The organism is Polynucleobacter meluiroseus (genome assembly GCF_900205755.1).
GTDB classification, from domain to species: domain Bacteria; phylum Pseudomonadota; class Gammaproteobacteria; order Burkholderiales; family Burkholderiaceae; genus Polynucleobacter; species Polynucleobacter meluiroseus.
On the sequence record NZ_OANS01000002.1, the window covers coordinates 98,907 to 125,089 of the forward strand.

Sequence of the window (26,183 nt, forward strand, 5' to 3'; positions counted from 1 at the left end):
CTATTTAGTTCGAGGAGGAAGCGCTGTCAGGGTTATCTGAAGTGCTTGTGGGAGGCGGTACTGGAATATTTTCAGGTGGGGTCGATCCCTTCGGAACGCGCGCGGGCAATTGCGAGGTCATCGTTGGATTGATGCGGTGTTGTTGCATCGTGGGCGCATTGGCTGCAGTCGGTTTTTTCTTGCCGACTTCAGCTTCGGCGAGCTTCTTTTTTTCCTCGTCGCTGAGCTTTTGGTAGGCACTCCATGCTTCGGCTTTTTTATCGGCAGGAAACTTTAGACTGCTTAAGTAATTTTCACGCGCTACCCGTCGATCCCTCTGCGGCAGCTTAGCCCAAGCAACCATTCTAGATTGCAGGCGTTCTTGTTCTGCGCCAGTCATCTTGGGGTAAAGGTTGGCTACCTGAATCCATTTCTTGCGACTTTCAGGAGGTGTGTAATCCCAATCACTTTCAAGTGGGGACAAAATCTTCTGTTGGCTGGGACTCAGCCCCTCCCAGGTGCCGTCAGGGGTTTTCACGGGCATGCCCGTGGGCTTGCTATGAGAAGGTGTTGCAGTTTGGGCTTGAGCGCTTGCTACAAACCCAGTCAAGGTTGCTAAAAATAAGCAAAAACTGAATGTGGCAAGCCCAATAGAGCGCATTGACAGTTTTTGCATATGTAGGCTTAACTGACTCGCACTTAGCTAGTACTGCGAGGCGAAGCGTCTAGAGTGTGACTAGGGCTTGAATTCCCATCAATACTTGAGCCGTTTTTGAGAAATTGCAAAAAGCCACTATCCGCATACGCATCTGGCGGAACATCATCGGTCAATAGGGCGGCATCCACTTCAGCGATGTCGTTAATGCGTGAGTCTGCTTGCCATTGAGCGATGCCGACTAAGCCAAATACTAAGACCACCAAGGGAGCTAACCAACCAAAGGTGTCCCATAGGGAGCCTGTCCGGAAAAAACTCCCACCAAAGCGAGGCGCATTTGCCAAGGAAAAACTGTGAACAAAGGCTTTTTCAGGTTTTTTGAGGGAAAGGGCCTTTAAACGAGCCGCGTAAAGACGATCCTTGATTTGAGGAGGCAGGGATTGGCTGCCTTGGCGAAGCAGGGCAGCGGCGGCCAAACCAAATTGGTTGGCAGCAGACGGGCTGAATTGATCTTCGTTTTTCGTATTCACAGCGTAATTCCCTTTAATTTCAATGCTTTAGCCAAAGCCTGAGTGGCTCTTGAGCAGTGCGTTTTGACACTTCCTTCGCTGCAACTCATTGCTAGGGCGGTTTCAGTAATACTGAGCTCATCCCAATAACGCATCAGGAAGGCTTCTCGTTGACGAGCTGGCAATTTTGATATTTCAGACTCCAAAGCCTCTAAAAGCTGAGTCCGCTCTAGTTTAAATGCCCCATCTTGGTGAATTTCGCTATCCTCTGGCGCCGCTAGGGACTCTAGAGGGTCAAAATCATCGCCTTCATCGGATTTCTTGCCCATGCTGGAAAACAGGCTGACCCAGGTATTGCGAACTTTTTGCCGTCTAAACCAATCATGGATACGATTTTGTAAGATTCGAGTAAATACCAGCGGTAACTCAGCAGCGGGGCGGTCACCATATTTTTCGGCCAACTTGATCATGGCATCTTGCACGATATCCATCGCCGCGTCGTCGTCACGGACGGCATAGACTGCCTGCTTAAAGGCGCGCCGCTCAATACTGCTCAAAAAGTCAGATAGTTCTTGGGCTGATGCCATGTGCTCTATTAGACCTGATTGGGATGCATTTGGTCTATTTTAGGGGATTGCTATAGAATGGCAGGCTTACTACCAAGAATTTCATTCAAGAAGTGGTTTTTTCCGGTAGCAGCGCCGTTCGAACTCAGGCCACAAGCAGGAGACAGAACAGACCAAACAATTTTTTGCCGAAAATTGCAAAGGACGAAAGAAAATGAATACAAGCAGCGCCGAATTTTTAGTTAGCAAAGCTAGCAAAGAAACAACACCCCCTAGTTCAGTAAAAGCACCTCCCGAAATGATCGGTGCAGAGATGCTCGTGCACGCCTTGCACGCTGAAGAGGTTGAATTTGTCTGGGGATATCCAGGCGGATCCGTTCTGTTCATCTACGATGAAATCTTTAAGCAAGATAAGTTTGAGCACATTTTGGTGCGCCATGAACAAGCAGCCGTTCATGCAGCCGATGGCTATGCTCGTGCTACTGGTAAGGTAGGTGTCGCTTTGGTCACCTCGGGACCGGGCGTTACCAATGCCGTCACCGGCATTGCTACTGCTTACTCAGACTCAATTCCCATGGTCATTATTAGTGGCAATGTGCCAACCTATGCCATTGGTGAAGATGCGTTTCAAGAGGCAGACACTGTAGGTATTACCCGTCCAGTGGTGAAGCACAACTTCTTAGTCAAGGATGTGCGCGATCTGCCATTAGTTCTGAAAAAAGCGTTTCATATTGCCCGTACCGGCCGTCCTGGACCCGTATTGGTCGATATTCCTAAGGACGTATCGGCAGCGAAAGCACCTTTTGTGTATCCCGAAACCTTGGAGATGCGTTCTTACAGCCCTGTAGTCAAAGGGCATAGCGGTCAGATCCGCAAGGCAGTTGCTTTACTTCAAGAAGCAGAGCGCCCTTATATTTACACCGGTGGTGGTGTGATCTTGGCGGATGCCGCTGCTGAATTAAAAGAATTTGCCGATCTACTGGGTTATCCAGTGACTAACACGCTCATGGGCTTAGGCGGCTTCCCCGGTACAAGTCCTCAGTTTGTGGGCATGCTCGGTATGCATGGCACGTATGAAGCCAATATGGCGATGCAACACAGTGATGTGTTGATCGCGATTGGCGCACGCTTTGATGACCGTGTCATTGGCAATACCCAGCACTTTGCTAGCCATCCCCGCAAGATTATTCATATTGATATCGACCCCTCAGTGATTTCAAAACGGGTGAAGGTGGATGTGCCAATCGTAGGCAATCTCAAAGAAGTATTGCTTGAGATGACTGCGCAACTCAAAGTAGCCGAACCACGTAAAAATGATGCCAAATTGGCAGCTTGGTGGGACCAAATTAATGAATGGCGTAAAAAAGATTGCTTGAAGTATGACGAGCAGTCGCAAATCGTCAAGCCACAATATGTTGTGCAAAAACTGTGGGAGTTAACGCATGGTGATGCCTTCATCACATCCGATGTTGGACAGCATCAAATGTGGGCAGCTCAGTTCTACAAGTTTGATAAGCCTCGTCGTTGGATTAATTCAGGCGGGCTAGGCACAATGGGCGTGGGCTTGCCTTATGCCATGGGTATTAAGAAGGCCTTTCCGGATAAAGATGTTTTTGCCATTACTGGCGAAGGCTCAATCCAAATGTGTATTCAAGAGCTCTCTACTTGCAAGCAATACAATACGCCGGTCAAGATTGTGTCATTGAACAATCGTTACTTGGGCATGGTGCGTCAGTGGCAGGAATTGACGTATAACAAACGTTACTCGAGCTCTTACATGGATTCATTGCCTGATTTTGTGAAATTGGCAGAAGCCTATGGTCACGTTGGCATGAAGATTGAGAAGAAATCGGATGTCGAAGATGCCCTGAAGGAATCGATTCGGTTAAAAGATCGGACTGTGTTTATGGACTTTCAGACCGATCCCGAAGAAAACGTGTGGCCAATGGTGCAGGCGGGTAAGGGCATTACCGAAATGCTGTTGGGTAGCGAGGAACTCTGATGCGACATATTATTTCTGTTCTCATTGAGAACGAACCTGGTGCTTTATCTCGGGTAGTTGGGCTTTTCTCGGCGCGCGGCTACAACATTGAAACTTTAAGCGTTGCACCTACTGAAGATTCTTCCTTATCGCGCATCACCATCGTGACGGTCGCGTCGGAAGATGTGATCGAGCAAATTACCAAACATTTGAACCGCTTAGTTGAAGTGGTGAAGGTATTTGACTTGACTGAAGGTCCGCACATTGAGCGTGAGCTAATGATGATCAAGGTGCGTGCTGTTGGTAAAGAGCGTGAAGAACTCAAGCGCACTACGGACATTTTCCGCGGACGCATTATCGATGTGACTGATAAGAGTTACACCATTGAGCTGACAGGTGATGGTGCCAAATTGGATGCCTTTATTGATTCGATTGATCGTACCTGCATACTGGAAACCGTGCGTTCGGGCGGTTCTGGAATCGGTCGCGGTGAACGTATCTTGAAGGTGTAATTTTTTTACTGACGTATTACAGCATTAACTATCTATTTCAATACAAGGAAAGAGCATGAAAGTTTTTTACGACAAAGACGCAGATTTATCCCTCATTAAAGGCAAAAAAGTAACCATCATCGGTTACGGTTCACAAGGTCACGCACATGCATTGAATCTCAAAGATTCTGGTGTGAATGTCACTGTTGGCTTGCGTAAGAATGGTGCCTCCTGGAGTAAAGCAGCAAATGCTGGCTTGAATGTTAAAGAAGTAGCTGAGGCTGTAAAAGACGCTGATATCGTCATGATGCTCTTGCCTGATGAGCAAATTGCAGATGTCTACAAGTCAGAAGTGCATGGCAATATTAAGCAGGGCGCGGCCCTCGCATTTGCGCATGGCTTTAATGTGCATTACGGCCAAGTTCAGCCACGTGCTGACTTAGATGTCATCATGATTGCACCAAAAGCACCCGGTCATACTGTTCGCGGTACTTACGCGCAAGGTGGTGGTGTACCGCATTTAATTGCTGTGTATCAAGACCAGTCTGGCGCAGCGCGCGACTTGGCTTTGTCTTATGCAACAGCTAACGGCGGTGGTCGTGCCGGCATCATCGAAACCAATTTCCGTGAAGAAACTGAAACGGACTTGTTCGGTGAGCAAGCTGTTCTGTGTGGTGGCGCTGTGGAATTGATTAAAGCCGGCTTTGAGACTTTGGTAGAAGCTGGTTATGCGCCAGAAATGGCTTACTTCGAGTGCTTGCATGAGCTCAAGTTGATCGTAGACTTAATCTACGAGGGTGGTATTGCCAATATGAACTATTCCATCTCAAACAACGCTGAGTATGGTGAGTATGTAACTGGCCCACGCATTGTGACTGAAGAAACCAAGAATGCAATGCGTCAGTGTTTGAAAGACATTCAAACTGGTGAGTATGCCAAGAGCTTCATTTTGGAAAATAAAGCCGGTGCACCTACCTTGATTTCTCGCCGTCGTTTAAATGCAGAGCATGACATCGAAGTCGTTGGCGCTAAATTGCGTGCCATGATGCCTTGGATTGCAAAAAATAAATTAGTTGATCAAACGAAAAACTAATAAATACTGAAGCGTAATCACAATCGCATTTATTGAATAAGGCTCAGAACAGAGATGATGTATCCGCACCCCATAATAGCTAAAGAGGGATGGCCGTATTTGGCTATGGTGGGGGCACTTACCTTGCTCGTCCAATTTTTTGGTGGATTAGTTTGGTCTTGGCCACTGTGGATTATCTTTATTTTTGTTCTGCAGTTCTTTCGTGATCCGCAGCGCATTGCACCTATGGGGCGCGATTTAATACTCTCCCCAGCTGATGGCCGCATTGTCGTTGTGGAAGTCACAAATGACCCTTACGCCGAGCGTGAAGCATTGAAAATCAGTGTGTTCATGAATGTCTTTAATGTGCATTCCAATCGCAGTGCGGTTAATGGTCTTGTGAAAGAGATTCAGTATTTTCCGGGCAAGTTTGTGAACGCTGATCTGGATAAAGCTTCTACTGAAAACGAACGTAATGCCGTGGTGATTGACTCTAACGGCCAGACCATTACCTTAGTTCAAGTAGCAGGCTTAATTGCTAGACGAATCCTTTGCTACATTCATGTGGGCGATCGCCTTAAAGCGGGTGAGCGCTATGGATTTATTCGCTTTGGATCGCGGGTGGATGTGTATTTACCTTTGACCGCTGAACCACTGGTCAGTGTGGGTGATAAGGTATTTGCTACCAACACCGCTTTAGCCCGCATACCGGGTTTAGATTAATGCACCGCATTTACGGGGAGGCGCTATGACCACCTTTCGTCGTCGTGGCCGCATTGATCGCAGTCGTTTGCCCAGCGTTCGAAAGGACCGCACCCAAAGTGATTGGGCGCAAGAGTTTGGCGATCCCATCGACTATGAAGTCGAGGAAATAGCCCCGCAAAAGCCGCGTCACCGCAATAGAGGTATTTATCTCTTGCCCAACGCATTTACTACAGCGGCCTTGTTTAGTGGATTCTTTGCGATTGTGAATGCAATGAACCACCAGTTTGAAATCGCCGCCATTGCAATCTTTGCCTCCTTGGTTTTAGACGGTATGGACGGCCGCATTGCGCGTATGACCAATACCCAAAGCGCCTTCGGCGAGCAGTATGACTCTTTAGCCGATATGGTGTCCTTTGGCGTTGCCCCTGCCTTAGTGGCTTACGAGTGGGCCCTAAAGGACTTAGGTAAGTGGGGGTGGTTAGCCGCATTTACTTATTGTGCTGGCGCCGCTTTACGTTTAGCGCGCTTTAATGTAAATACCTCGGTGGTGGATAAGAAGTTCTTTCAGGGCTTACCTAGTCCTGCTGCAGGCGCATTGATGGCTGGCTTTATTTGGCTGGCGGACGACAATAAGCTCCCCGTGCGCGATACCGCCATTCCTTGGATTATGTTTTTTATTGCCGTTTATGCTGGCCTCACGATGGTTTCCAACGCCCGTTTTTATAGCGGCAAAGCCTTGAATGTGCGCTACCGCGTCCCATTTGGGGTAACGGTATTGATGTTAATGATCTTTGTCTTAATTTCCACCAATCCACCTCTCACCTTATTTGGCGTATTTGTGGTGTACGCCATTTCTGGGTATGTTATTTGGGCTTGGGAGTATTTAAGAAGCCGCCGTTTAAGCTAATTTAGAAAATTTAGGTTATATTGAAGTCATGTTGATGCGTACTACACCCCTTCTTGCTTTACTGCTACTAGCGCTAGGCCTAAAGCTTGGGGCGGGTAAGGCCTGAGTTGATGAAAAAAGATTGATTCATTAACCACTTCATACCAGCCCCAGCAATTTGCTGGGGTTTTTGCTTTTAAGATGTTAGAAATATTGAATTGAAATACTAATTTCGCTTTATTGAATTGGAGAATAGTGATGAGTGACAAAGTAATCATTTTTGATACCACCTTACGTGATGGTGAGCAGTCTCCTGGCGCCTCGATGACCAAGGATGAAAAAGTCCGCATCGCCCGTCAATTAGAGCGCCTTAAGGTAGACGTGATTGAAGCGGGTTTTGCAGCCAGCTCTGAGGGAGACTTTCAGGCGATTTCTGCTGTAGCAGCCGCCATTAAAGATTCTGTTGTTTGCTCGCTTGCCCGTGCCAATGAAAAAGATATTACCCGTGCTGCTGATGCCTTGAAGGCAGCAAAAGCTAAGCGTATTCACGCCTTTTTGGCTACCAGCCCATTGCACATGGCCGTGAAGTTGCGCATGTCTCCAGAAGAGGTCTTGGAGCAGACTAAAAGATCGGTGCGCTTTGCCAGAAACTTGGCCGATGATATTGAATTCTCGGCTGAGGATGGCTATCGCTCAGAAATGGACTTCTTAAGTCGCGTAGTGGAAGCGGCAATTAATGAAGGAGCGACCACGATCAATATTCCCGATACCGTAGGCTATGGAACCCCCGAACTCTACGGTCAATTCATCCATACCTTACGTACCCGTGTACCAAATTCCGATAAGGCAATTTGGTCAGTGCATTGCCATAACGACTTAGGGATGGCGGTAGCGAATTCCTTGGCTGGAGTCAAAATTGGCGGTGCTCGTCAGATCGAGTGCACTATTAATGGTTTGGGCGAACGAGCCGGCAATACTGCCTTGGAAGAAATCGTCATGGCCTTGCGGACTCGTAAGGATTATTTTGATTTAACCTGCGGTATTGATGCGACTCAAATTGTGCCGGCATCAAAATTGGTTTCGCAAATTACTGGCTTTGTTGTGCAACCCAATAAAGCAGTCGTAGGTGCCAACGCCTTTGCGCATGCGTCTGGAATTCATCAAGACGGCATCTTAAAAAATCGCGAGACTTATGAAATCATGCGCGCAGAAGATGTGGGCTGGTCTACCAATAAAATCGTGCTCGGCAAACTTTCAGGCCGCAATGCTTTTAAGCAACGCTTGCATGAATTGGGTATTGCGATTGAGACAGAGGTTGATTTAAATGAGGCCTTTGTTCGATTCAAAACCTTGGCGGATCAGAAGGCAGAAATCTTTGATGAGGACATCATTGCGATTATGTCCGATTCTGCGGCAGCGGAAGAGGGCGAGCATTACCATTTCCTCTCCATGAGCCAGCATTCAGAAACGGGCGAGCGGCCCACTTCCCGCGTGACGTTTCGCATGGGGGATAAGGAAGTGACTTCTGAGGCAGACGGAAATGGGCCTGTCGACGCCAGCCTCAACGCGATCGAGTTGATTGCTAAAAGCGGCGCTGAACAATTACTTTACTCTGTCAATGCAATCACCTCTGGCACGCAGTCACAAGGTGAAGTTACCGTCAGATTGACAAAGGGCGGTCGAATTGTAAATGGCGTAGGGACCGATCCAGACATCATTGCCGCTTCAGCAAAAGCCTATTTATCGGCCTTGAATAAATTGCACGATCCTAGCTTAGCCAAAATGAATGCCCAGATGACACCCTAAGCTGTATTTAGGGCGTCACATCAAGGGGATTTATTTATTCAGGTCGGTGTCTTTGTAGTACCGAGTGCCTTTGCCGGTGATTTCTGCGGCGAGGCCCGAATCGGTGAGTTGGTACATCAAGACGCCGGCAGAGACCACGGTGGCATCTTGAAAGGCTTCGCCATCAGATTCATATTTGGCAGCTGCGGTCACCTGGCCTCCAAAGGTCCAGCCAGAGTTAATGAACTCATTCATGGCAGCCTCGTTTTGAAAAACAAAGATGTTTTGGAAGGATTTAATGCCAAAGCCAAGTCCCGCTTGAACCTCGGCCATATCCATGTAGACTTTCTTGCCGGTGCGTTTATTGACAACCACCCCAGAGCCAGTTCCGCCTCCAGCAATGAGAATTTTCATGCCGAAGTTACTAAAAGTGGCATAACCAGCAGACTTTGCGATTAAGTCCTTTGATTTAGGCTGCGCCTGATAGAGCTGCTTCAAAATCGACTCGCTCTTATCGAGAATCGCTTGGCGCTGTTGAGCGACAGTCTTATCCGGCCCAAAAACGGAGGAAAGTTGCGCCAAAGCTGTCTGGTTTAGGCAGAAAAAGAGGCAAATAGTGGTAATGAATAGGCGTAGGAAGGGTTTCATGGGAATTGGGCTTTAAAGCGTGCGGTTGATATACCCACAGAATAGCAAATTTCACTGTCAGTTCTAAGGAATTGCCCTAAGGTCTGCTACAATTCAATGGCTTTGATTTATAAAGCTTTTTTGTTTTGTTAACGTATGCACGACACAAATTGGGTGAAAGCTCATGTGTTCGCAAGTAAGGAGTATGAAAATGGCAGTAGCTGATATTAAAACGGCGGAAATCGTCAAAGACAATGCACGTAGCGAAAATGATACGGGTAGCCCCGAAGTTCAAGTTTCTTTGCTTACAGCCCGTATCAATGAATTAACCCCCCATTTCAAGGTGAATGCGAAAGATCATCACAGCCGTCGTGGCTTGTTGAAGATGGTTTCACGCCGTCGTCGTCTCTTGGATTACCTCAAGGGTAAAGATTTGGGTCGCTATCGCGCCTTGATTGAGAAATTAGGTCTCCGTAAGTAATTCATTTGTACTGCAATGCCATCTTGATGTGGATTGATTCTTTTCTGACTCAATTCCCTAAAGATGGCATGTTTATTTGAGCGTTTCAAGATTATTTGTGTAGGGGATCGTGTCATTCCAATGGGTTTCTGAAGTTCATTTCAGAGATTCACTGGAATGGCATCCCTTGTAATCTTCCCTCGCTCCAGTGTTGCCGTGACACTGCTTTATCCCACGGCAAGCGTGAACTCCATGTGGAGTCTGCGTAGACAATTTGGAGAAGATCAGAATGACGATGTTTAATAAAGCAGTAAAAACGTTTCAATGGGGCAATCATCAGGTAACTTTGGAAACGGGCGAAGTTGCCCGTCAAGCCGGCGGTGCAGTGATTGTGAATGTCGATGACACCGTGGTGTTGGGCACTGTAGTTGCCTCTAAGTCAGCTAAACCAGGCCAATCGTTTTTCCCATTGACAGTTGACTACCTCGAAAAAACCTATGCTGCAGGAAAAATTCCTGGCGGTTTCTTCCGTCGCGAAGGTCGTCCATCAGAAGGTGAAACTTTGATTTCCCGTTTGATCGATCGTCCATTACGCCCATTGTTTCCTGAAGGCTTTTTGAATGAAGTTCAGGTTGTGGTGCATGTGCTTTCTATCAACCCAGACGTTCCTGCAGACATCCCAGCCTTGATTGCTGCGTCCGCTGCTTTAGCGATCTCTGGCATTCCATTTAGCGGACCAGTTGGCGCGGCTCGTGTGGGCTATACCGACGGTCAATACCTCTTGAACCCAACCCGTTCAGAGCAAGTGACTAGCGAGCTCGATCTGATTGTTGCTGGTACACAAGCGGCGGTATTGATGGTGGAGTCAGAAGCCAATCAATTGTCTGAAGAAATCATGTTGGGCGCAGTGGTTTATGGCCATGAGCAAATGCAAACGGCTATTAATGCAATCAATGATTTGGTTGCGCAGGCTGGTAAGCCTGAGTGGGACTGGACTGCCGCTGCCAAAGATGAGCCATTTATTGCAAAGGTAACTGCCTTGGCTGAAGCGCCATTGCGTGAGGCGTATCAGATTCGCCAAAAAGGGGCTCGTTCAGACAAGCTCAAAGAAATTACTAAAACAGTGATGGCAAAGTTGTCAGAAGAAGGTGAAGTTGATGGCGTTGCCGTGAACGATATCTTGTTCGAAATCGAAGCCAAGATTGTTCGTAGCCAGATTTTGAATGGTGAGCCACGCATTGATGGTCGCGATACCCGCACTGTTCGTCCAATTGAAATTCGTAACGGCGTATTGCCACGCACCCACGGTTCTGCTTTATTTACTCGTGGCGAGACCCAAGCTATGGTCATCGCTACTTTGGGTACCGCCCGTGATGAGCAGATTATTGATGCCCTCGAAGGTGAGTACCGTGATCGCTTTATGTTCCACTACAACATGCCTCCTTTTGCCACTGGCGAAACTGGCCGTGTAGGTAGCCCAAAGCGTCGCGAAATCGGCCACGGTCGTTTAGCGAAGCGCGCTTTAATTCCTGTACTGCCAAGCGCTGAAGATTTTGCTTACAGTATTCGGGTTGTTTCTGAAATTACCGAGTCCAATGGTTCTTCCTCTATGGCTTCTGTCTGTGGCGGTTGTTTGGCCATGATGGATGCAGGCGTACCAATCAAGGCACACGTAGCTGGCGTGGCAATGGGCTTGATTTTGGATGGCAATCGTTTTGCTGTTCTGACTGATATCTTGGGTGATGAAGATCACTTAGGCGATATGGACTTTAAGGTAGCCGGTACTGCTAATGGTATTACTGCTTTGCAAATGGATATCAAGGTTCAGGGCATTACTAAAGAAATTATGCAAGTAGCATTGGCTCAAGCTAAAGAAGGGCGTTTGCATATTTTGAGCAATATGCAAGAGGCAATGGGTTCTGTGCGTACTGAACTGTCTGCACACGCACCCCGCATGGTTTCCTTCAAGATTCATCCAGACAAGATCCGTGAAGTGATCGGTAAGGGCGGCGCTACCATTCAGGCCTTGACCAAAGAAACTGGTTGCAGTATCGATATTAAAGATGACGGCACTGTTACCATCGCCTCAACTAGTGCTGAAGGTATGGCTGAAGCAAAAGCCCGCATCGAAGGCATTACAGCTGAAGCTGAAGTAGGCAAGATCTACGAAGGCCCGGTAGTGAAGTTGTTAGAGTTCGGCGCTTTGGTAAATATTCTGCCAGGTAAAGATGGCCTCTTACACATCTCAGAAATTTCCAATGAGCGTGTGAAAGAAGTCAAAGATTATTTGCAAGAAGGTCAAGTTGTGCGTGTGAAGTTATTGGCTGCAGATGAGCGCGGTCGTTTGCGTTTATCCCTTAAAGCTGCCATGGCAGATGAGGGCGGCACGATCGCTCCTTTAGCTGGCCCAGCAGAGGCGACTGAACAAGTTGTGGCTGAAACTCCAGCTCCAGCTGCACCAACAACTGATGAAACCGCTTAAGAGACTGACAAGGCAAGCTTAACCACCACCTTAGCGAGATCGTTTTCATGCGTGTAATGGAAATCAAAGAATTTGGCCCACCAGAAATGTTGGTGCCAGGTACTCGACCCGACCCAGTCGCTCCGGCTGCTGGAACGGGCGAGGTCTTGATCAAAGTCCTTGCAGCTGGGATTAATCGTCCGGATGTTCTGCAACGTAAGGGGCACTATCCAGTGCCTGCTGGCGCATCCGATATTCCCGGCCTTGAAGTTGCTGGTGAAATTGTTGGCGGCGATTTATCACATCCTGATAATGAACTCGGTCTCAAGGTGGGCGATAAAGTTTGTGCCTTAGTGCAAGGTGGCGGGTATGCAGAGTTGTGTACCGCTCCTATTGCGCAGTGTTTACCTTATCCAACGGGTTTTACTGACCTAGAGGCAGCTGCGCTTCCTGAGACCTTCTATACCGTATGGAGCAACGTCTTTATGCGTGGTGAGCTTGCTGAAGGTGAAACACTATTAGTGCAAGGTGGCTCCAGCGGTATTGGGGTGACTGCGATTTTGATTGCCAAGGCCTTGGGTCACCGCGTCTTCGTCACTGCCGGTACTGATGAGAAGTGTGCTGCGTGCTTAGCCTTAGGCGCTGATCTCGCAATCAATTACAAGACCCAAGATTTTGTCGAAGAGGTAAAAAAGGCAACGGGCGGTAAAGGCGTTAATGTCATTCTGGATATGGTGACAGGTTCTTATGTGCAGCGCGAAATCGAATGCTTGGCTGATGATGGCCGTATTGTGATTATTGCCATCATGGGAGGATCGAAGGCTGAGGTGAATACCGGTCAGATTCTGCGGCGCCGTTTAACGATTACCGGCTCAACTTTACGTCCTCGCCCAGTAGCCTTCAAAAAGCGAATTACCCATGAGTTATATGAGCGCATTTGGCCTTTGCTCAATGCCGGAAAATTAAAGCCTGTGATCTACCAGACCTTTGGTTTAGACCAAGCTGCTGACGCACATCGTTTGATGGAGTCTTCTGAGCATGTTGGCAAAATTGTGTTGACGGTCTAATGAGGGTGTATTGAGATAGTCATGCGGCCATTGATTGTGATTGGGAATTGGAAAATGAACGGCAGTCTAGCGAAGAACGCTGACTGGATCAAAACCGTTTGTCGCGGCATGGAGCAGGGTATGCCAGCAGGTCGGCAATATGCCGTATGCGTGCCATCACCTTATTTGGCACAATGCAGTCAGCTGATTGCAGACTGCTCACTCGCCTTCTTGAGCTTAGGTGCTCAAGATGTATCGGCTCATGTTTCGGGGGCTCATACCGGAGAGGTTGCAGCGTCAATGCTCAAGGAATTAGGCTGTAAGTATGTGATTGTGGGGCATTCTGAACGCCGACAATTTCATCATGAAGTAGATGAGCAGGTTGCTGAAAAGGCCTTGCAAGTATTGGACAGCGGCATGACTCCCGTCATTTGCGTGGGCGAGACGGCTGATGAGCGTAATTCAGGTCGCGAGGAAGAGGTGGTTCGAGGTCAAATTGCCAAACAGGTTGCTGTTTTGCAAGATCGATTGGCTGATTGTTTAATAGCGTACGAACCTATTTGGGCCATTGGGACTGGCAAAGTGGCTAGTGCGCAAGTTGCGCAGGACATGCACCATGCGATTCGCTTGCAATTAGCTGAATTCGATGTGGATGTCGCTTCTCATGTGGGAATTTTGTATGGCGGGAGCGTGAAGCCCGACAATGCGGTAGAACTTTTTGCAATGCCAGATATTGATGGTGGGTTAATTGGGGGAGCATCATTAAATCCCTCTGATTTCCTCGCGATTGCTCGGGCTTAGTTTTTATTTGGAGATAAACCATGGAATGGTTAAAAACATTATTGATCGTTTTACAGGTAATCGCTGCCTTAGGGGTAATTTTGTTGGTGCTACTACAACAAGGTAAGGGCGCCGATATGGGGGCTGCATTTGGTTCAGGCTCATCTGGCAGTTTGTTCGGTGCGAGCGGCTCCGCTAACTTTTTATCTCACACCACTGCAGTGTTCGCTGGCGTCTTTTTTCTTTGCACGCTAGGAATTACCTGGCTTGGCAATAAGAAAGAAGTGAGCCCTGGAATCCTTAGCGGTACCGTTGCTCCCGTGGTTGCTCCAGCTACAGCTCCAGCAGCTCCAGTGCAGGATCCAACGAAACCGGCTGTACCGAAATAAAACAGATTTTTAAGGTGCGCATAAAACGCAGCTTTTGAAATCACAAAGATGTGCAATGCAGTAGAATCAACATGTTTTTACAAGATGCCGACGTGGTGGAATTGGTAGACACGCTATCTTGAGGGGGTAGTGACTTAGGTCGTGCGAGTTCGAGTCTCGCCGTCGGCACCAAATTGTGAAATGTGGCATATTTCTGACTTGTATCAATGTCATAAATAGTTGAGTAATTGAAAATTAGGATCTTTTAAGAATTTATTGAATGTACGACTCAGGACTATTTTGAATCTCGCTAATTACTTTCCTGTTTTACTTTTTATCCTCGTAGGTATTGGGGTGGGTTTGGCCCCCATGTTCCTTGGGAAGATCTTGGCTCCTTCAAAGCCAGACGCAGAAAAACTATCCCCGTACGAGTGCGGTTTTGAAGCTTTTGAAGATGCGCGCATGAAGTTTGACGTGCGCTACTACCTCATTGCGATCCTGTTTATCCTTTTCGATTTAGAAACCGCATTCCTATTCCCATGGGGTGTGGCGTTGCGTGATATTGGCTGGTTTGGTTATGCCTCCATGGTGATTTTCCTCATGGAATTTATTGTGGGATTTATTTACATCTGGAAAAAGGGCGCTCTCGACTGGGAGTGATAGCTATGGCATTAGAAGGCGTTCTCGAAGAAGGATTTGTTACTACAACTGCGGATCAGTTGATCAACTGGACGCGTAATGGCTCTTTGTGGCCCATGACGTTTGGTTTAGCCTGCTGCGCTGTTGAAATGATGCATGCTGGCGCCGCACGTTATGACTTGGATCGTTTTGGCGTAGTGTTTCGTCCATCCCCCCGTCAATCTGATTTGATGATTGTCGCCGGCACTCTGTGCAACAAGATGGCACCAGCACTGCGTAAGGTGTACGATCAAATGCCTGAGCCACGCTGGGTGATTTCTATGGGCTCTTGTGCCAATGGCGGCGGTTACTACCATAACTCCTATTCCGTTGTGCGCGGTTGCGACCGCATCGTACCAGTTGATATTTATGTGCCTGGTTGCCCTCCCACTGCAGAAGCTTTAATTTACGGAATTATTCAGTTGCAATCAAAAATTGCCCGTAACAGCACGATTGCGCGGAAGGCCTAAACCATGTCAGATCGTTTAATTCAGTTAGCGGCTAATCTTGAAAAAGTACTGGGTAAGCGCGCTCAGTCAATTGATGTCGCCTTAGGTGAGGTGACCGTGATTGTGAATGCGGATACGTATCTTGAGTCTGCTTTGCTGTTACGCAATGATCCTTCTTTGGCTTTTGAGCAATTGATTGATTTATGCGGCGTAGATTATTTAGATTTTCGTGATGGTGCTTGGCATGGACAGCGCTTTGCTGTTGTGACCCATTTACTTTCTTTGCAGCACAACTGGCGCTTGCGCGTGCGCGTATTTGCTCCTGAGGATACTTATCCTTTAGTGGCTTCGCTTACCCCCATTTGGAGTTCAGCTAACTGGTTTGAGCGTGAGGCTTTTGATCTTTACGGCATTCTGTTTGAAGGTCATGATGACCTACGTCGCCTATTGACGGACTATGGCTTTATCGGACACCCATTTAGAAAAGATTTCCCAATCACTGGCAATGTTGAAATGCGTTATGACCCTGAATTGAAGCGGGTCGTATATCAGCCAGTCACCATTGAGGCTCGTGAAATTACTCCGCGCATTGTGCGGGAAGAGCAATATGGAGGCTCGGTCTAAGTCATGGCACAGATTAAAAATTACACTCTCAATTTTGGCCCCCAGCATCCTGCGGCGCACGGCGTATTGCGTTTAGTGCTTGAGCTAGATGGCGAAGTGATCCAACGCGCCGATCCGCATATTGGTTTATTGCATCGCGCTACTGAAAAATTAGCAGAGACTCGTACTTGGATTCAAAACGTTCCTTACATGGATCGCTTAGATTACGTTTCAATGATGGTCAATGAGCACGCTTATGTGCTCGCCATTGAAAAATTACTCCAAGTAGATGTGCCCTTGCGCGCGCAATATATTCGCGTGATGTTCGATGAACTTACACGTTTACTAAACCATCTCTTGTGGATCGGCTGCCATGGTCTTGACGTGGGTGCGATGGCTGTATTCTTATACGCCTTCCGCGATCGCGAAGATATTTTCGATATGTATGAGGCGGTATCCGGTGCGCGTATGCATGCTGCTTACTATCGTCCAGGCGGCGTTTATCGTGACCTCCCTGAAAAAATGGCGCAGTTTAGTCAAACCAAAGTACGCAGTAATGCCGCTATCAAACGTTTAAATGAAAACCGCAGTGGCTCATTGCTCGACTTCATTGAAGAGTTCTCTGGCAAGTTCGATGCCAACGTGGATGAGTATTGCAATTTGTTAACAGACAACCGAATTTGGAAGCAACGTTTAGTTGGTATCGGGGTTGTTACCCCTGAGCGCGCTTTGCAACTGGGCTTTACTGGTCCAATGTTGCGTGGTTCTGGCATTGAGTGGGACTTGCGCAAAAAGCAGCCTTATGAAGTCTATGACCGCCTTGATTTTGATATTCCGGTAGGTGTGAATGGCGATTCTTATGATCGCTATTTGGTGCGCATGGAAGAAATGCGCCAATCCAACCGCATCATTAAGCAATGCGTTGCTTGGTTAAAAGCAAATGACGGTCCCGTGATGAGTAACAACCATAAAGTTTCTCCACCGAATCGTGTGGACATGAAGACCAATATGGAAGAGTTGATTCATCACTTCAAACTCTTCACCGAAGGAATGCACGTGCCTGATGGCGAAGCTTATTCGGCAGTTGAGCATCCCAAAGGGGAGTTTGGCGTGTATTTGATTTCTGATGGCGCCAATAAGCCTTATCGTATGAAAATCCGTGCGGCAGGATTTGTGCATCTCGCCGCAATGGATGAGATGTCACGCGGCCACATGCTGGCTGATGCGGTAACTATTATCGGTACTCAAGATATTGTGTTTGGAGAAATTGACCGCTAATAGGGCGTGCCAAGGATTATTTAATGACAACGACACTTCAACTCTCTGAAAAAACACTAGCGGATATTGCTCGCAATATCGCTAAATATCCTCCTGAGCAAAAACAATCTGCAGTCATGGCCGCTTTGATTGCGGCTCAGACTGAAATTGGCTGGGTCTCTCCTGAGGTGATTGAAACGATTGCGAACATTTTAGAGATGCCTACCATTGCGGTTGATGAGGTAGCCACCTTTTACAACATGTACGACACCAAGCTGGTTGGTAAATACAAATTGGTCATTTGCACCAACTTGCCTTGCCAGTTAACTCACGGTGAAACAGCGGCTACCCACCTTAAGGAAACTTTAGGCATCGGCTTTAACGAGACTACGCCTTGCGGCACCTTTACTTTAAAAGAGGGTGAGTGCATGGGTGCTTGCGGTGATTCTCCTGTCATGTTGGTCAACAACAAACATATGTGCAGCTTCATGAGTAATGAAAAAATTGACGCGCTTTTAAATGATCTACGTGCAGAAGGAAAATCAGCATGATGAGTTTGCACGATCGCCACATCAAGCCTTTGATTCTGGCTGGCTTAAACGGTGAGAACTGGCGCTTAAAAGATTATGAAAGTCGTGGCGGCTATGTGCAGCTACGTCGCATCATCGAAGAAAAAATTACGCCAGATGCCATCATTGCTGAGCTCAAGCTGTCTTCCTTGCGTGGTCGTGGGGGTGCTGGATTTCCGACTGGCTTGAAGTGGAGCTTTATGCCTCGCCAGCTTCCTGGTCAAAAATATTTGGTTTGTAATAGCGATGAGGGTGAGCCGGGGACTTTTAAAGACCGCGACATCATGCGTCACAACCCTCATGCATTGATCGAGGGCATGATTATTGCTGCCTATACGATGGGTACATCGGTTGGTTACAACTATATTCACGGTGAAATTTGGGAGACCTACACACTCTTTGAAGAAGCTCTAGAAGAGGCGCGCGCTGCAGGTTATCTTGGCAACAAAATTCTCGGCAGTGACTTTGATTTTGAGCTCCACGCAGCTCCAGGTTGGGGTGCTTACATCTGCGGCGAAGAAACTGCTTTATTAGAATCGCTTGAAGGTAAAAAAGGTCAGCCTCGTTATAAGCCACCTTTCCCAGCAAGTTTCGGTTTATATGGCAAGCCAACAACGATTAACAATACCGAAACGTTTGCTGCAGTGTCATTCATTATGGCCATTGGTGGTCAAGCCTATCTTGATATCGGCAAACCCAATAACGGCGGCACAAAGATATTTTCTGTCTCTGGTGATGTGAATTACCCTGGTAATTATGAAATTCCCTTGGGCACACCCTTTGCAGAATTGTTGAAGCTAGCTGGTGGCATGCGTGATGGCTCTACTCTCAAGGCAGTGATTCCTGGGGGGTCTTCGGCTCCAGTGATTCCTGGCGCGCAGATGATGGATCTCACCATGGACTATGACAGCATCGCAAAAGCGGGTTCGATGCTAGGTTCAGGTGCTGTCATTGTTATGAATGACACGCGTTGCATGGTGAGAGCGCTACTGCGTTTATCGTATTTCTATTTCGAAGAATCTTGTGGTCAGTGCACTCCTTGTCGTGAAGGCACTGGCTGGCTGTGGCGCATTGTTAACCGTATTGAACACGGTCAAGGACGCCCAGAAGATTTAGATTTACTCAACGATGTAGCTGCCAACATTCAGGGTCGTACGATTTGTGCGTTGGGCGATGCAGCCGCATTGCCAGTGCGCGGGATGTTGAAGCATTACATGGATGAGTTTGCGTATCACATAGAACACAAGCGCTGTTTAGATACTGCGCAACCTTTATAAAAGATATTGAGTACAGGACATCTTCAAGTGAGCATGGTTGAAATCGAGTTGGATGGTAAGAAGGTAGAAATTCCTCAGGGTTCGATGGTGATGCACGCCGCGAATAAACTCGGGACATATATTCCCCATTTCTGTTATCACAAGAAGCTCTCCATTGCCGCTAACTGCCGCATGTGCTTAGTGGAAGTAGAGAAGGCACCAAAGCCACTGCCCGCTTGTGCTACGCCAGTTACCCAAGGCATGAAAGTCTTCACACATTCCGCTTTAGCACTTGATGCGCAGCGTTCTGTGATGGAATTTATCCTGATTAACCATCCCTTGGATTGCCCAATTTGCGACCAAGGTGGCGAGTGCCAGTTACAGGACTTAGCGGTTGGTTATGGTAAGTCGAGCTCACGCTACGAAGAAGAAAAACGTGTCGTATTTCATAAAAATGTTGGACCCTTGATTTCGATGCAAGAAATGGCGCGCTGCATTCACTGCACCCGTTGCGTTCGTTTTGGCGTTGAAGTGGCCGGCGTGATGGAATTGGGTATGGTGAACCGCGGTGAGCATTCTGAGATCACTACCTTTGTTGGTCAAACTGTTGATTCAGAGCTCTCAGGCAACATGATTGATTTGTGCCCAGTAGGCGCACTCACCAGTAAGCCATTTCGCTATGCTGCCCGTACTTGGGAATTAGGTCGCAAGCGTTCCGTAAGTCCCCACGATAGTTTGGGCGCAAATACTACCGTACAAACTAAATCCAATAAAGTCATGCGCGTAGTTGCTGCAGAGAATGAAGCCATTAATGAATGTTGGATTAGTGATCGCGATCGCTTCTCCTATGAAGGTCTAAATAGTGCCGATCGCATCACCACACCGATGGTAAAGCAGGGCGGTCAGTGGTTAGAAACGGATTGGCAGTCTGCGCTTGACTATGTAGCGCGTTCAATCAAAACGATCGTTACTGAAAATGGTTCCGAAGCAGTAGCTGCTTTAGCTCACCCTATTTCTGGCGTTGAAGAGTTACACCTCTTACAAAAAGTGATTCGTGGCTTAGGCTCTAATCAGGTTGAAACTCGCTTGCGCCAAGTTAATGTTAGTGGCGCTCCATCAGCCCCTTGGTTAGGAATGCCGATTGCCCAATTATCTGAACTCAATTGCGCATTAGTGGTGGGAAGCTTTTTACGTAAAGAGCAGCCATTGATTGCTGCCCGACTGCGCACCGCAGCCAAGCGTCATTTACAAGTACTGCGCATTGATGCTGGTGGCGATGATTGGTTAATCCCAACGATTTCCGGGATGAGTGTTGCGCCTAGTGCCTGGGTTAGCGTCTTGAGCGAAGTTGCTTCTGCAGTAGCTAAAGCAAAAACGGTGGGCTCTCCCGCAGGTGTAGCGAATGTCACGATTTCTGCTGCGGCACAAGCATTGGCAGACAAGTTATTGGTGAGTACAAAAAGCGCTGTGCTCTTAGGGTCGGCTGCAATTGCCCATCCTCAGAGTTCTGAGTTGGCTTTATTGGCTCAATTCATTGCTGAGCATACCGGTGCTACGTTTGGTTTCTTGCCAGTTGGCGGTAATGCAGTTGGCGCTTCCGTAGTCAAAGCCAACGGCCCTGGCGTTCAATCAATTTTGTCAGGTGAGCGCCGCGCTGTGATCCTCATGAATGTCGAACCCGATTTGGATTTGCCTAATCCTGAGCAGGCACGTTCAGCCCTCGCGCAGGCGCATACCGTGATTGCTTTGAGTGCCTATCAGAGTCCTGAGCTCTTGGCGGTTGCTGATGTCATTTTGCCAATTACTCCATTTACCGAAACAGTCTCTACCTTTATTAATGCCGCCGGTACTGCGCAAACGATTCAACCTGCAGTCAAGCCTTTGGGTGATTCACGTCCTGCGTGGAAGGTGCTGCGTGTCATCGGTGGATTGCTTGGACAAGATGGCTTCTTATTCAATTCCCCTGAAGAGGTCTTGGATGAAGCGCTCGCTGAAAACTTTCAAGCTCAATTAAGCAATCAGGTCAACGTGCAGGCTGTAACCGCAACAATAGCGCCTTCAACGACTGGATTAGAGCGTCTCTCAGATGTTGCTATTTATGGCGGTGATCAAATCGTGCGTCGCTCTCCTGCGCTGCAATCAACCCGCGATGCTAAGCGCGGCAATCAAGTCGGACTAGGTCAAGCGCTCTTCACCGAGCTAGGTTTGGGTGAGGGTGATTTGATTTCAGTAACGCAGGGAGCGCAATCAATGATTGCCCCAGCTACCTTAGAAGCGCATTTAGCGGCAAACACGGTACGTATTTCTGCTGGCACAGGCATCAGTTCCCAGCTGGGTTCGATGTTCGGACCAGTTACTGTGACTAAAGCCTAAGGAAACGAAATGGAAGATTTCTTAAGCTCCATTAATACCCAAGGCGAAGCTGTCTTCGGTGCTCTCTGGCCCCTGGTTTGGGCCTTAGTACGGATCATTATTATTGTTCTGCCGATGTTTGGCGCGGTTGCCTATCTGACCTTATGGGAAAGAAAACTCATCGGTTGGATGCATATTCGAATTGGACCAAATCGTGTTGGACCTTTGGGTCTGCTTCAGCCGATTGCCGATGCGCTCAAGCTGCTTCTTAAGGAATTGATCTCTCCCGCTAAAGCGAGCATTACGCTGTACTTCATTGCTCCAGTAATGGTGATCATGCCCGCCTTTGCTGCTTGGGCTGTAATTCCCTTTCAAGCCAAAATGGTCTTGGCAGACGTTAATGCAGGTCTTCTGTATGTGATGGCGATCTCTTCCATTGGTGTCTATGGCGTGATCTTGGCCGGATGGTCTTCAAACTCTAAGTATCCTTTCCTCGGAGCAATGCGTGCTTCTGCGCAAATGATTTCTTATGAGATCGCGATGGGGTTTGCATTGGTTACCGTGCTATTGACATCGGGCTCATTAAATTTAAGCGCTATCGTTGCTTCTCAAAACCAAGGTTACTTCGCAAGCGTTGGCTTGAATTTTTTGTCTTGGAATTGGTTGCCCCTGTTGCCGATGTTCATTATTTATTTCATCTCAGGTGTAGCGGAAACCAATCGCCATCCTTTTGACGTAGTTGAGGGTGAATCGGAAATTGTTGCCGGACACATGGTGGAATACTCTGGCATGGCATTTGCGATGTTCTTTTTGGCTGAATATGCCAATATGATCATGATTGCTGCTTTGGCTTCGACGATGTTCTTAGGCGGCTGGTTACCGATTGTTGATCTTCCAATACTGCGCGATATTCCTGGTTTCTTTTGGTTGTTTGCGAAAACCTTCTTCCTCTTATCTTGTGTCATTTGGCTGCGTGCCACATTGCCCCGTTATCGTTATGACCAGATCATGCGCTTAGGCTGGAAAATCTTTATTCCCATTTCCGTATTTTGGGTGGCCGTTGTTGGTGCATGGGTGGTATCTCCATGGAATATTTGGAAGTAGGTTGATCAATTATGTATAAGAAAATTTCCCAATTTCTCGACAGCTTAATGCTGAAGGATATTCTGACTGGTATGTCGATTACCGGGCGCTATCTCTTCAAGCCCAAAATTACCATTCAATATCCTGAAGAGAAGACGCCGCAGTCTCCTCGTTTTCGTGGTTTGCACGCTTTACGTCGTTATGAAAACGGCGAAGAGCGTTGTATTGGTTGCAAACTTTGTGAAGCAGTTTGCCCAGCCTACGCAATTACGATTGAAACTGCTGAGCGCGATGATGGAACGCGTCGTACCAGTCGATACGATATTGATTTAACGAAATGTATTTTCTGTGGCTTTTGTGAAGAGGCTTGCCCTGTCGACGCGATTGTCGAAACCAATATTTTTGAGTACTTTGGTGATAAGCGCGGTGACTTGTATTTCACAAAAGATATGCTCTTGGCTGTAGGCGATAAATACGAAAAAGAGATTGCAGTAAACCGTGCAGCTGATGCGCCTTACCGTTAATCAAGACACGCTTAATTAATTTATGACGATAGATACTTCCTCTCTTTTTGCTGTGTTCTTTTATGCCTTTGCCGGCCTGCTTGTGATCTCCGCTTTGCGTGTGATTACTGCACGCAATCCAGTCAATGCCGCTTTATTCTTGGTGCTGGCTTTCTTCTGTGCATCTGGTCTATGGATGTTGTTACAGGCGGAGTTCCTCAGCTTGGCGCTGATTTTGGTTTACGTCGGCGCAGTAATGGTGCTCTTCCTTTTTGTGGTGATGATGATTGACTTAGACATTGAAAATCTCCGCCGCGATTACAAGAAATTCCTTCCGATTGCTTTCTTGATGGGCGCTGTGATTGTTCTAGAGTTGTCCATAGTCTTAATTCGCAGCTTTATTGGCACAAGTGCCCCTGTTCAGCCAATGCTGGAGGAGCTCTCTAGTAGCAATACGCATGCGCTGGGTATGTTGATCTTCGTAGATTATGTTTTTGCATTTGAGGTTGCTGGCGTCATTCTTCTCGTGGCGATCATCGCGGCTGTAGCGCTTACTTTACGCAATCGCAAAGATTCCAAATCGCAGAACGTAGGAGAGCAGGTTAATGTGGTCGCTGCAGATCGAATGCGGATTGTGAAGATGGATACTGATATGGCCGCTAAGCAAGACGTGAGAGCGGAGAAGAAATGAACATTACCTTGGCACATTATTTGGTTCTCGGCGCAATCTTGTTTGCGACGAGCGTAGTAGGTATTTTCTTGAATCGCCGCAACGTGATTGTGCTGTTGATGGCGATTGAGCTGATGCTACTTTCGGTCAATATGAACTTCGTGGCTTTCTCCCATTATTTGGGAGATATGGCGGGTCAGGTATTCGTTTTCTTTATTTTGACTGTGGCTGCTGCTGAAGCCGCAATTGGTTTGGCAATTTTAGTTGTGCTCTTCCGTAAGGTAGACACCGTTAATGCTGATGACCTTGATCACTTAAAAGGCTAGTCATGCAATTGACCTTAACTCTTCCTGTTCTGTGCGCTATTCCGTTGGCACCATTAATTGGCTCTGTGATTGCCGGTCTCTTTGGCACCAAACTAGGCGGTGATCGTATTGGCCATGGCGCCTGTCAATTTGTCACCATTCTCGGTGTGATGATTGCATTTGTCTTGTCTTGCTTTGTATTGGCTCAAGTCAATGATGGCTTTTATTTCAACGGTACGGTCTATCGCTGGATGCAACTTGGCGAACTCAATCTCGACATCGGCTTTTTAATTGACCCCTTAACCGCCACCATGATGTGTGTGGTGACCTTTGTTTCTTTGATGGTTCACATCTACACAATCGGCTATATGCAAGGCGAAGAGGGTTATAACCGTTTCTTCTCCTATATTTCTCTATTTACTTTTGCGATGTTGATGCTGGTCATGAGCAACAATTTGTTGCAACTGTTTTTTGGTTGGGAAGCGGTGGGAGTCGTGTCTTATTTGTTGATTGGCTTCTACTTCGAACGTCAATCCGCCGTATTCGCCAATATGAAAGCCTTCCTCGTCAATCGTGTGGGTGACTTTGGCTTTATCTTGGGTATCGGTTTGTTGTTGGCCAGCACAGGCTCTATGAACTATGACGTGATCTTCTCACAGAACACGGCGTTAGCTGCACAAACTCTGCCTGGCACTAGCTGGAGTTTATTAACTGTCGCTTGTATTTGCTTGTTTATTGGCGCAATGGGCAAGTCTGCACAGTTCCCCTTGCACGTGTGGCTACCTGATTCAATGGAAGGCCCTACGCCTATTTCGGCTTTGATCCACGCCGCGACGATGGTGACTGCGGGTATCTTTATGGTCGCACGTATGTCGCCTTTGTTTGAGCTTTCTGAAACAGCGCTGAGCTTCATTTTGATTATTGGTTCGATCACGGCACTGTTTATGGGCTTCCTGGGTATTGTCCAAAACGATATCAAGCGGGTGGTTGCGTATTCCACCTTATCGCAGTTGGGCTATATGACCGTGGCTTTGGGTGTTTCTGCTTATCCAGTTGCCATCTTCCATTTGATGACCCATGCTTTCTTTAAGGCGCTGTTGTTCCTTGCGGCTGGTAGCGTCATTTTGGGAATGCATCATGAGCAAGATATGCGCAAAATGGGCGGACTGTGGAAGTACATGCCGATTACGTGTTTGATGATGCTGCTCGGCAACTTAGCCTTAATTGGTACGCCGTTTTTCTCTGGCTTCTACTCCAAGGATTCGATTATTGAAGCGGTAGCCGCTAGTCATATCTTTGGTTCTGGCTTTGCTTACTTTGCTGTCATGGTTAGTGTATTTGTCACTGCTTTATATTCATTCCGTTTGTACTTCTACGTGTTTCATGGCAAGGCGCGTTGGGGTCATGCTGATGCCCACGCCCATGATCACCATGAGCATGCAGAGCAGGGCGATGACCACGCGCACCATGGTTTAGCACCTGGCCAAAAACCCCATGAATCGCCCTTAGTTGTGACATTACCTTTGATCTTGCTGGCAATCCCCTCAGTCATCATTGGTTTTTATACGATCACCCCTTTATTGTTCGGCACCTTTTTTGGCGACTCCATTTTTGTCGACATCGGCAAGCATCCCGCCATGAAAGAACTCGCAGAAGAATTCCATGGTCCGATTGCTATGGCCCTGCATGCCTTTACTTCACCAGTTTTACTTTTGGTGTGCTTAGGTGTTTTGACAGCAGCAATTGGTTACCTTTGGGCCCCTAAAGTTCCAGGGCAAGTGGCACAAGCCTTTGCACCGCTCAAGAAAGTTTTGGATCACAAATATTATTTAGATGAATTTAATCAAACCGTTTTTGCCAAGGGCCTGCTTTGGATTGGCGGCGTCTTATGGCACCGTGGTGATCAAAAAATCATTGATGGATTTTTTGTGAATGGCAGTGCGTATGCAGTAGGGCGCTTTGCCGGAGTTATTCGCCATTTTCAATCGGGTTATCTGTATCACTATGCTTTCGCAATGATTGCGGGCTTAGCTGCATTGCTAGCTTGGGTTTTGTATGCGTATCTGCCTTTTGTTCGCTAAGTCTTT

27 protein-coding genes and 1 tRNA gene are annotated in these 26,183 nt (G+C 47.5%); 24 read left to right on the plus strand and 4 right to left on the minus strand.

The genetic code is table 11. The annotated features are described in order from the left end of the window. Nucleotides 1-4 precede the first annotated feature (4 nt). The 3 genes from CP950_RS03705 to CP950_RS03715 are packed head-to-tail and all read right to left on the minus strand — an operon-like array spanning nt 5 to nt 1,730. On the minus strand, nt 5-655 hold the full coding sequence (locus tag CP950_RS03705; RefSeq protein WP_207760203.1) for a DUF3106 domain-containing protein: 651 nt from the start codon (nt 653-655) through the stop codon (nt 5-7). A 23-nt stretch (nt 656-678) separates the two neighbouring features. After that, the gene (locus CP950_RS03710; protein WP_096672536.1) at nt 679-1,164 is read right to left on the minus strand and encodes a DUF3619 family protein; all 486 of its coding nucleotides are present in this window, start codon (nt 1,162-1,164) and stop codon (nt 679-681) included. Beyond that, a complete protein-coding gene (locus CP950_RS03715) occupies nt 1,161-1,730 on the minus strand; it encodes an RNA polymerase sigma factor (protein ID WP_096672537.1) in 570 nt (189 codons plus the stop codon). Before CP950_RS03715 ends, CP950_RS03710 begins: the two co-directional genes overlap by 4 nt. Nucleotides 1,731-1,923: 193 nt before the next feature. Between CP950_RS03715 and CP950_RS03720 the strand changes: the two genes are divergently transcribed. The 6 genes from CP950_RS03720 to CP950_RS03750 all read left to right on the plus strand — a co-directional run bounded on the left by CP950_RS03720 (nt 1,924) and on the right by CP950_RS03750 (nt 8,650). Further along, complete coding sequence (locus tag CP950_RS03720; protein WP_096672538.1) at nt 1,924-3,711, plus strand: acetolactate synthase 3 catalytic subunit; 1,788 nt, start codon at nt 1,924-1,926, stop codon at nt 3,709-3,711. Beyond that, the gene (gene ilvN, locus CP950_RS03725; protein WP_096672539.1) at nt 3,711-4,202 is read left to right on the plus strand and encodes an acetolactate synthase small subunit; all 492 of its coding nucleotides are present in this window, start codon (nt 3,711-3,713) and stop codon (nt 4,200-4,202) included. The genes CP950_RS03720 and ilvN overlap by 1 nt, the downstream gene beginning before the upstream one ends. A 55-nt stretch (nt 4,203-4,257) precedes the next feature. Next, nucleotides 4,258-5,274, plus strand: a complete 1,017-nt coding sequence (gene ilvC / locus CP950_RS03730; protein WP_096672540.1) for a ketol-acid reductoisomerase — start codon at nt 4,258-4,260, stop codon at nt 5,272-5,274. Between the two features lie 54 nt (nt 5,275-5,328). Next, nucleotides 5,329-5,976, plus strand: a complete 648-nt coding sequence (locus CP950_RS03735) for a phosphatidylserine decarboxylase (protein ID WP_096672541.1) — start codon at nt 5,329-5,331, stop codon at nt 5,974-5,976. Nucleotides 5,977-6,001: 25 nt separating this feature from the next. Further along, complete coding sequence (gene pssA, locus CP950_RS03740; protein ID WP_096672542.1) at nt 6,002-6,865, plus strand: CDP-diacylglycerol--serine O-phosphatidyltransferase; 864 nt, start codon at nt 6,002-6,004, stop codon at nt 6,863-6,865. Nucleotides 6,866-7,102: 237 nt separating this feature from the next. Further along, nucleotides 7,103-8,650 (plus strand): 2-isopropylmalate synthase, encoded by a 1,548-nt coding sequence (locus CP950_RS03750; RefSeq protein WP_096672544.1) that lies wholly within the window; start codon nt 7,103-7,105, stop codon nt 8,648-8,650. A gap of 30 nt (nt 8,651-8,680) precedes the next feature. On the opposite strand, the gene CP950_RS03755 is transcribed toward CP950_RS03750, so the two are convergent. Continuing rightward, a complete protein-coding gene (locus tag CP950_RS03755) occupies nt 8,681-9,277 on the minus strand; it encodes a lipid-binding SYLF domain-containing protein (RefSeq protein ID WP_096672545.1) in 597 nt (198 codons plus the stop codon). A 190-nt stretch (nt 9,278-9,467) separates the two neighbouring features. Between CP950_RS03755 and rpsO the strand changes: the two genes are divergently transcribed. The 18 genes from rpsO to nuoL all read left to right on the plus strand — a co-directional run bounded on the left by rpsO (nt 9,468) and on the right by nuoL (nt 26,177). Then, entirely contained in the window at nt 9,468-9,737 is a 270-nt protein-coding gene (gene rpsO / locus CP950_RS03760) for a 30S ribosomal protein S15 (protein ID WP_096673063.1), read from the plus strand. Nucleotides 9,738-10,005: 268 nt separating this feature from the next. Further along, a complete protein-coding gene (gene pnp / locus CP950_RS03765) occupies nt 10,006-12,198 on the plus strand; it encodes a polyribonucleotide nucleotidyltransferase (protein ID WP_096672546.1) in 2,193 nt (730 codons plus the stop codon). A gap of 47 nt (nt 12,199-12,245) precedes the next feature. Beyond that, nucleotides 12,246-13,244, plus strand: coding sequence for an NAD(P)H-quinone oxidoreductase (locus CP950_RS03770; RefSeq protein WP_096672547.1), 999 nt, complete (start codon nt 12,246-12,248; stop codon nt 13,242-13,244). Nucleotides 13,245-13,265: 21 nt separating this feature from the next. Continuing rightward, nucleotides 13,266-14,024 carry a triose-phosphate isomerase gene (gene tpiA, locus CP950_RS03775; protein WP_096672548.1) on the plus strand — a complete coding sequence of 253 codons (759 nt, stop codon included), beginning with the start codon at nt 13,266-13,268 and terminating at the stop codon, nt 14,022-14,024. A gap of 20 nt (nt 14,025-14,044) precedes the next feature. Beyond that, on the plus strand, nt 14,045-14,392 hold the full coding sequence (secG, locus tag CP950_RS03780; protein WP_096672549.1) for a preprotein translocase subunit SecG: 348 nt from the start codon (nt 14,045-14,047) through the stop codon (nt 14,390-14,392). An 86-nt stretch (nt 14,393-14,478) separates the two neighbouring features. Then, nucleotides 14,479-14,563: transfer RNA gene (locus CP950_RS03785), tRNA-Leu, on the plus strand. Between the two features lie 108 nt (nt 14,564-14,671). Beyond that, nucleotides 14,672-15,031: an NADH-quinone oxidoreductase subunit A gene (locus CP950_RS03790; RefSeq protein ID WP_096672550.1), complete on the plus strand. Its 360-nt coding sequence runs from the start codon at nt 14,672-14,674 to the stop codon at nt 15,029-15,031. 5 nt (nt 15,032-15,036) lie between these two features. Then, nucleotides 15,037-15,519 (plus strand): NuoB/complex I 20 kDa subunit family protein, encoded by a 483-nt coding sequence (locus tag CP950_RS03795; RefSeq protein ID WP_096672551.1) that lies wholly within the window; start codon nt 15,037-15,039, stop codon nt 15,517-15,519. Nucleotides 15,520-15,522: 3 nt separating this feature from the next. Then, nucleotides 15,523-16,122 carry an NADH-quinone oxidoreductase subunit C gene (locus CP950_RS03800; RefSeq protein WP_096672552.1) on the plus strand — a complete coding sequence of 200 codons (600 nt, stop codon included), beginning with the start codon at nt 15,523-15,525 and terminating at the stop codon, nt 16,120-16,122. Nucleotides 16,123-16,125: 3 nt separating this feature from the next. Next, nucleotides 16,126-17,379: an NADH-quinone oxidoreductase subunit D gene (locus CP950_RS03805; protein ID WP_096672553.1), complete on the plus strand. Its 1,254-nt coding sequence runs from the start codon at nt 16,126-16,128 to the stop codon at nt 17,377-17,379. Nucleotides 17,380-17,402: 23 nt separating this feature from the next. After that, nucleotides 17,403-17,909, plus strand: a complete 507-nt coding sequence (nuoE, locus tag CP950_RS03810) for an NADH-quinone oxidoreductase subunit NuoE (RefSeq protein WP_096672554.1) — start codon at nt 17,403-17,405, stop codon at nt 17,907-17,909. After that, nucleotides 17,906-19,204, plus strand: a complete 1,299-nt coding sequence (nuoF, locus tag CP950_RS03815) for an NADH-quinone oxidoreductase subunit NuoF (protein ID WP_096672555.1) — start codon at nt 17,906-17,908, stop codon at nt 19,202-19,204. Before nuoE ends, nuoF begins: the two co-directional genes overlap by 4 nt. A gap of 33 nt (nt 19,205-19,237) precedes the next feature. Further along, nucleotides 19,238-21,556, plus strand: a complete 2,319-nt coding sequence (nuoG, locus tag CP950_RS03820; protein WP_096672556.1) for an NADH-quinone oxidoreductase subunit NuoG — start codon at nt 19,238-19,240, stop codon at nt 21,554-21,556. A 9-nt stretch (nt 21,557-21,565) separates the two neighbouring features. After that, the gene (gene nuoH, locus CP950_RS03825) at nt 21,566-22,639 is read left to right on the plus strand and encodes an NADH-quinone oxidoreductase subunit NuoH (protein ID WP_096672557.1); all 1,074 of its coding nucleotides are present in this window, start codon (nt 21,566-21,568) and stop codon (nt 22,637-22,639) included. 11 nt (nt 22,640-22,650) lie between these two features. Beyond that, on the plus strand, nt 22,651-23,142 hold the full coding sequence (nuoI, locus tag CP950_RS03830; RefSeq protein WP_096672558.1) for an NADH-quinone oxidoreductase subunit NuoI: 492 nt from the start codon (nt 22,651-22,653) through the stop codon (nt 23,140-23,142). Nucleotides 23,143-23,164: 22 nt separating this feature from the next. Beyond that, entirely contained in the window at nt 23,165-23,812 is a 648-nt protein-coding gene (locus tag CP950_RS03835; RefSeq protein WP_096672559.1) for an NADH-quinone oxidoreductase subunit J, read from the plus strand. Then, nucleotides 23,809-24,117: an NADH-quinone oxidoreductase subunit NuoK gene (nuoK, locus tag CP950_RS03840; protein WP_096672560.1), complete on the plus strand. Its 309-nt coding sequence runs from the start codon at nt 23,809-23,811 to the stop codon at nt 24,115-24,117. Before CP950_RS03835 ends, nuoK begins: the two co-directional genes overlap by 4 nt. Before the next feature lie 2 nt (nt 24,118-24,119). After that, nucleotides 24,120-26,177, plus strand: coding sequence for an NADH-quinone oxidoreductase subunit L (gene nuoL, locus CP950_RS03845; RefSeq protein ID WP_096672561.1), 2,058 nt, complete (start codon nt 24,120-24,122; stop codon nt 26,175-26,177). Nucleotides 26,178-26,183: the final 6 nt, after the last annotated feature.

Bases quoted from the DNA above. Each gene is read 5' to 3' on its own strand.
- CP950_RS03750 (WP_096672544.1), top strand. From the start codon at position 7,103: ATGAGTGACAAAGTAATCATTTTTGATACCACCTTACGTGATGGTGAG.
- rpsO (WP_096673063.1), top strand. From the start codon at position 9,468: ATGGCAGTAGCTGATATTAAAACGGCGGAAATCGTCAAAGACAATGCA.
- nuoF (WP_096672555.1), top strand. From the start codon at position 17,906: ATGATGAGTTTGCACGATCGCCACATCAAGCCTTTGATTCTGGCTGGC.
- CP950_RS03795 (WP_096672551.1), top strand. From the start codon at position 15,037: ATGGCATTAGAAGGCGTTCTCGAAGAAGGATTTGTTACTACAACTGCG.
- CP950_RS03770 (WP_096672547.1), top strand. From the start codon at position 12,246: ATGCGTGTAATGGAAATCAAAGAATTTGGCCCACCAGAAATGTTGGTG.
- nuoK (WP_096672560.1), top strand. From the start codon at position 23,809: ATGAACATTACCTTGGCACATTATTTGGTTCTCGGCGCAATCTTGTTT.
- nuoG (WP_096672556.1), top strand. From the start codon at position 19,238: ATGGTTGAAATCGAGTTGGATGGTAAGAAGGTAGAAATTCCTCAGGGT.
- CP950_RS03715 (WP_096672537.1), bottom strand. From the start codon at position 1,730: ATGGCATCAGCCCAAGAACTATCTGACTTTTTGAGCAGTATTGAGCGG.
- CP950_RS03835 (WP_096672559.1), top strand. From the start codon at position 23,165: ATGACGATAGATACTTCCTCTCTTTTTGCTGTGTTCTTTTATGCCTTT.
- nuoI (WP_096672558.1), top strand. From the start codon at position 22,651: ATGTATAAGAAAATTTCCCAATTTCTCGACAGCTTAATGCTGAAGGAT.
- secG (WP_096672549.1), top strand. From the start codon at position 14,045: ATGGAATGGTTAAAAACATTATTGATCGTTTTACAGGTAATCGCTGCC.
- CP950_RS03805 (WP_096672553.1), top strand. From the start codon at position 16,126: ATGGCACAGATTAAAAATTACACTCTCAATTTTGGCCCCCAGCATCCT.
- nuoH (WP_096672557.1), top strand. From the start codon at position 21,566: ATGGAAGATTTCTTAAGCTCCATTAATACCCAAGGCGAAGCTGTCTTC.
- pnp (WP_096672546.1), top strand. From the start codon at position 10,006: ATGACGATGTTTAATAAAGCAGTAAAAACGTTTCAATGGGGCAATCAT.
- nuoL (WP_096672561.1), top strand. From the start codon at position 24,120: ATGCAATTGACCTTAACTCTTCCTGTTCTGTGCGCTATTCCGTTGGCA.
- CP950_RS03705 (WP_207760203.1), bottom strand. From the start codon at position 655: ATGCAAAAACTGTCAATGCGCTCTATTGGGCTTGCCACATTCAGTTTT.
- ilvC (WP_096672540.1), top strand. From the start codon at position 4,258: ATGAAAGTTTTTTACGACAAAGACGCAGATTTATCCCTCATTAAAGGC.
- pssA (WP_096672542.1), top strand. From the start codon at position 6,002: ATGACCACCTTTCGTCGTCGTGGCCGCATTGATCGCAGTCGTTTGCCC.
- CP950_RS03755 (WP_096672545.1), bottom strand. From the start codon at position 9,277: ATGAAACCCTTCCTACGCCTATTCATTACCACTATTTGCCTCTTTTTC.
- ilvN (WP_096672539.1), top strand. From the start codon at position 3,711: ATGCGACATATTATTTCTGTTCTCATTGAGAACGAACCTGGTGCTTTA.
- tpiA (WP_096672548.1), top strand. From the start codon at position 13,266: ATGCGGCCATTGATTGTGATTGGGAATTGGAAAATGAACGGCAGTCTA.
- CP950_RS03720 (WP_096672538.1), top strand. From the start codon at position 1,924: ATGAATACAAGCAGCGCCGAATTTTTAGTTAGCAAAGCTAGCAAAGAA.
- CP950_RS03735 (WP_096672541.1), top strand. From the start codon at position 5,329: ATGATGTATCCGCACCCCATAATAGCTAAAGAGGGATGGCCGTATTTG.
- CP950_RS03800 (WP_096672552.1), top strand. From the start codon at position 15,523: ATGTCAGATCGTTTAATTCAGTTAGCGGCTAATCTTGAAAAAGTACTG.
- nuoE (WP_096672554.1), top strand. From the start codon at position 17,403: ATGACAACGACACTTCAACTCTCTGAAAAAACACTAGCGGATATTGCT.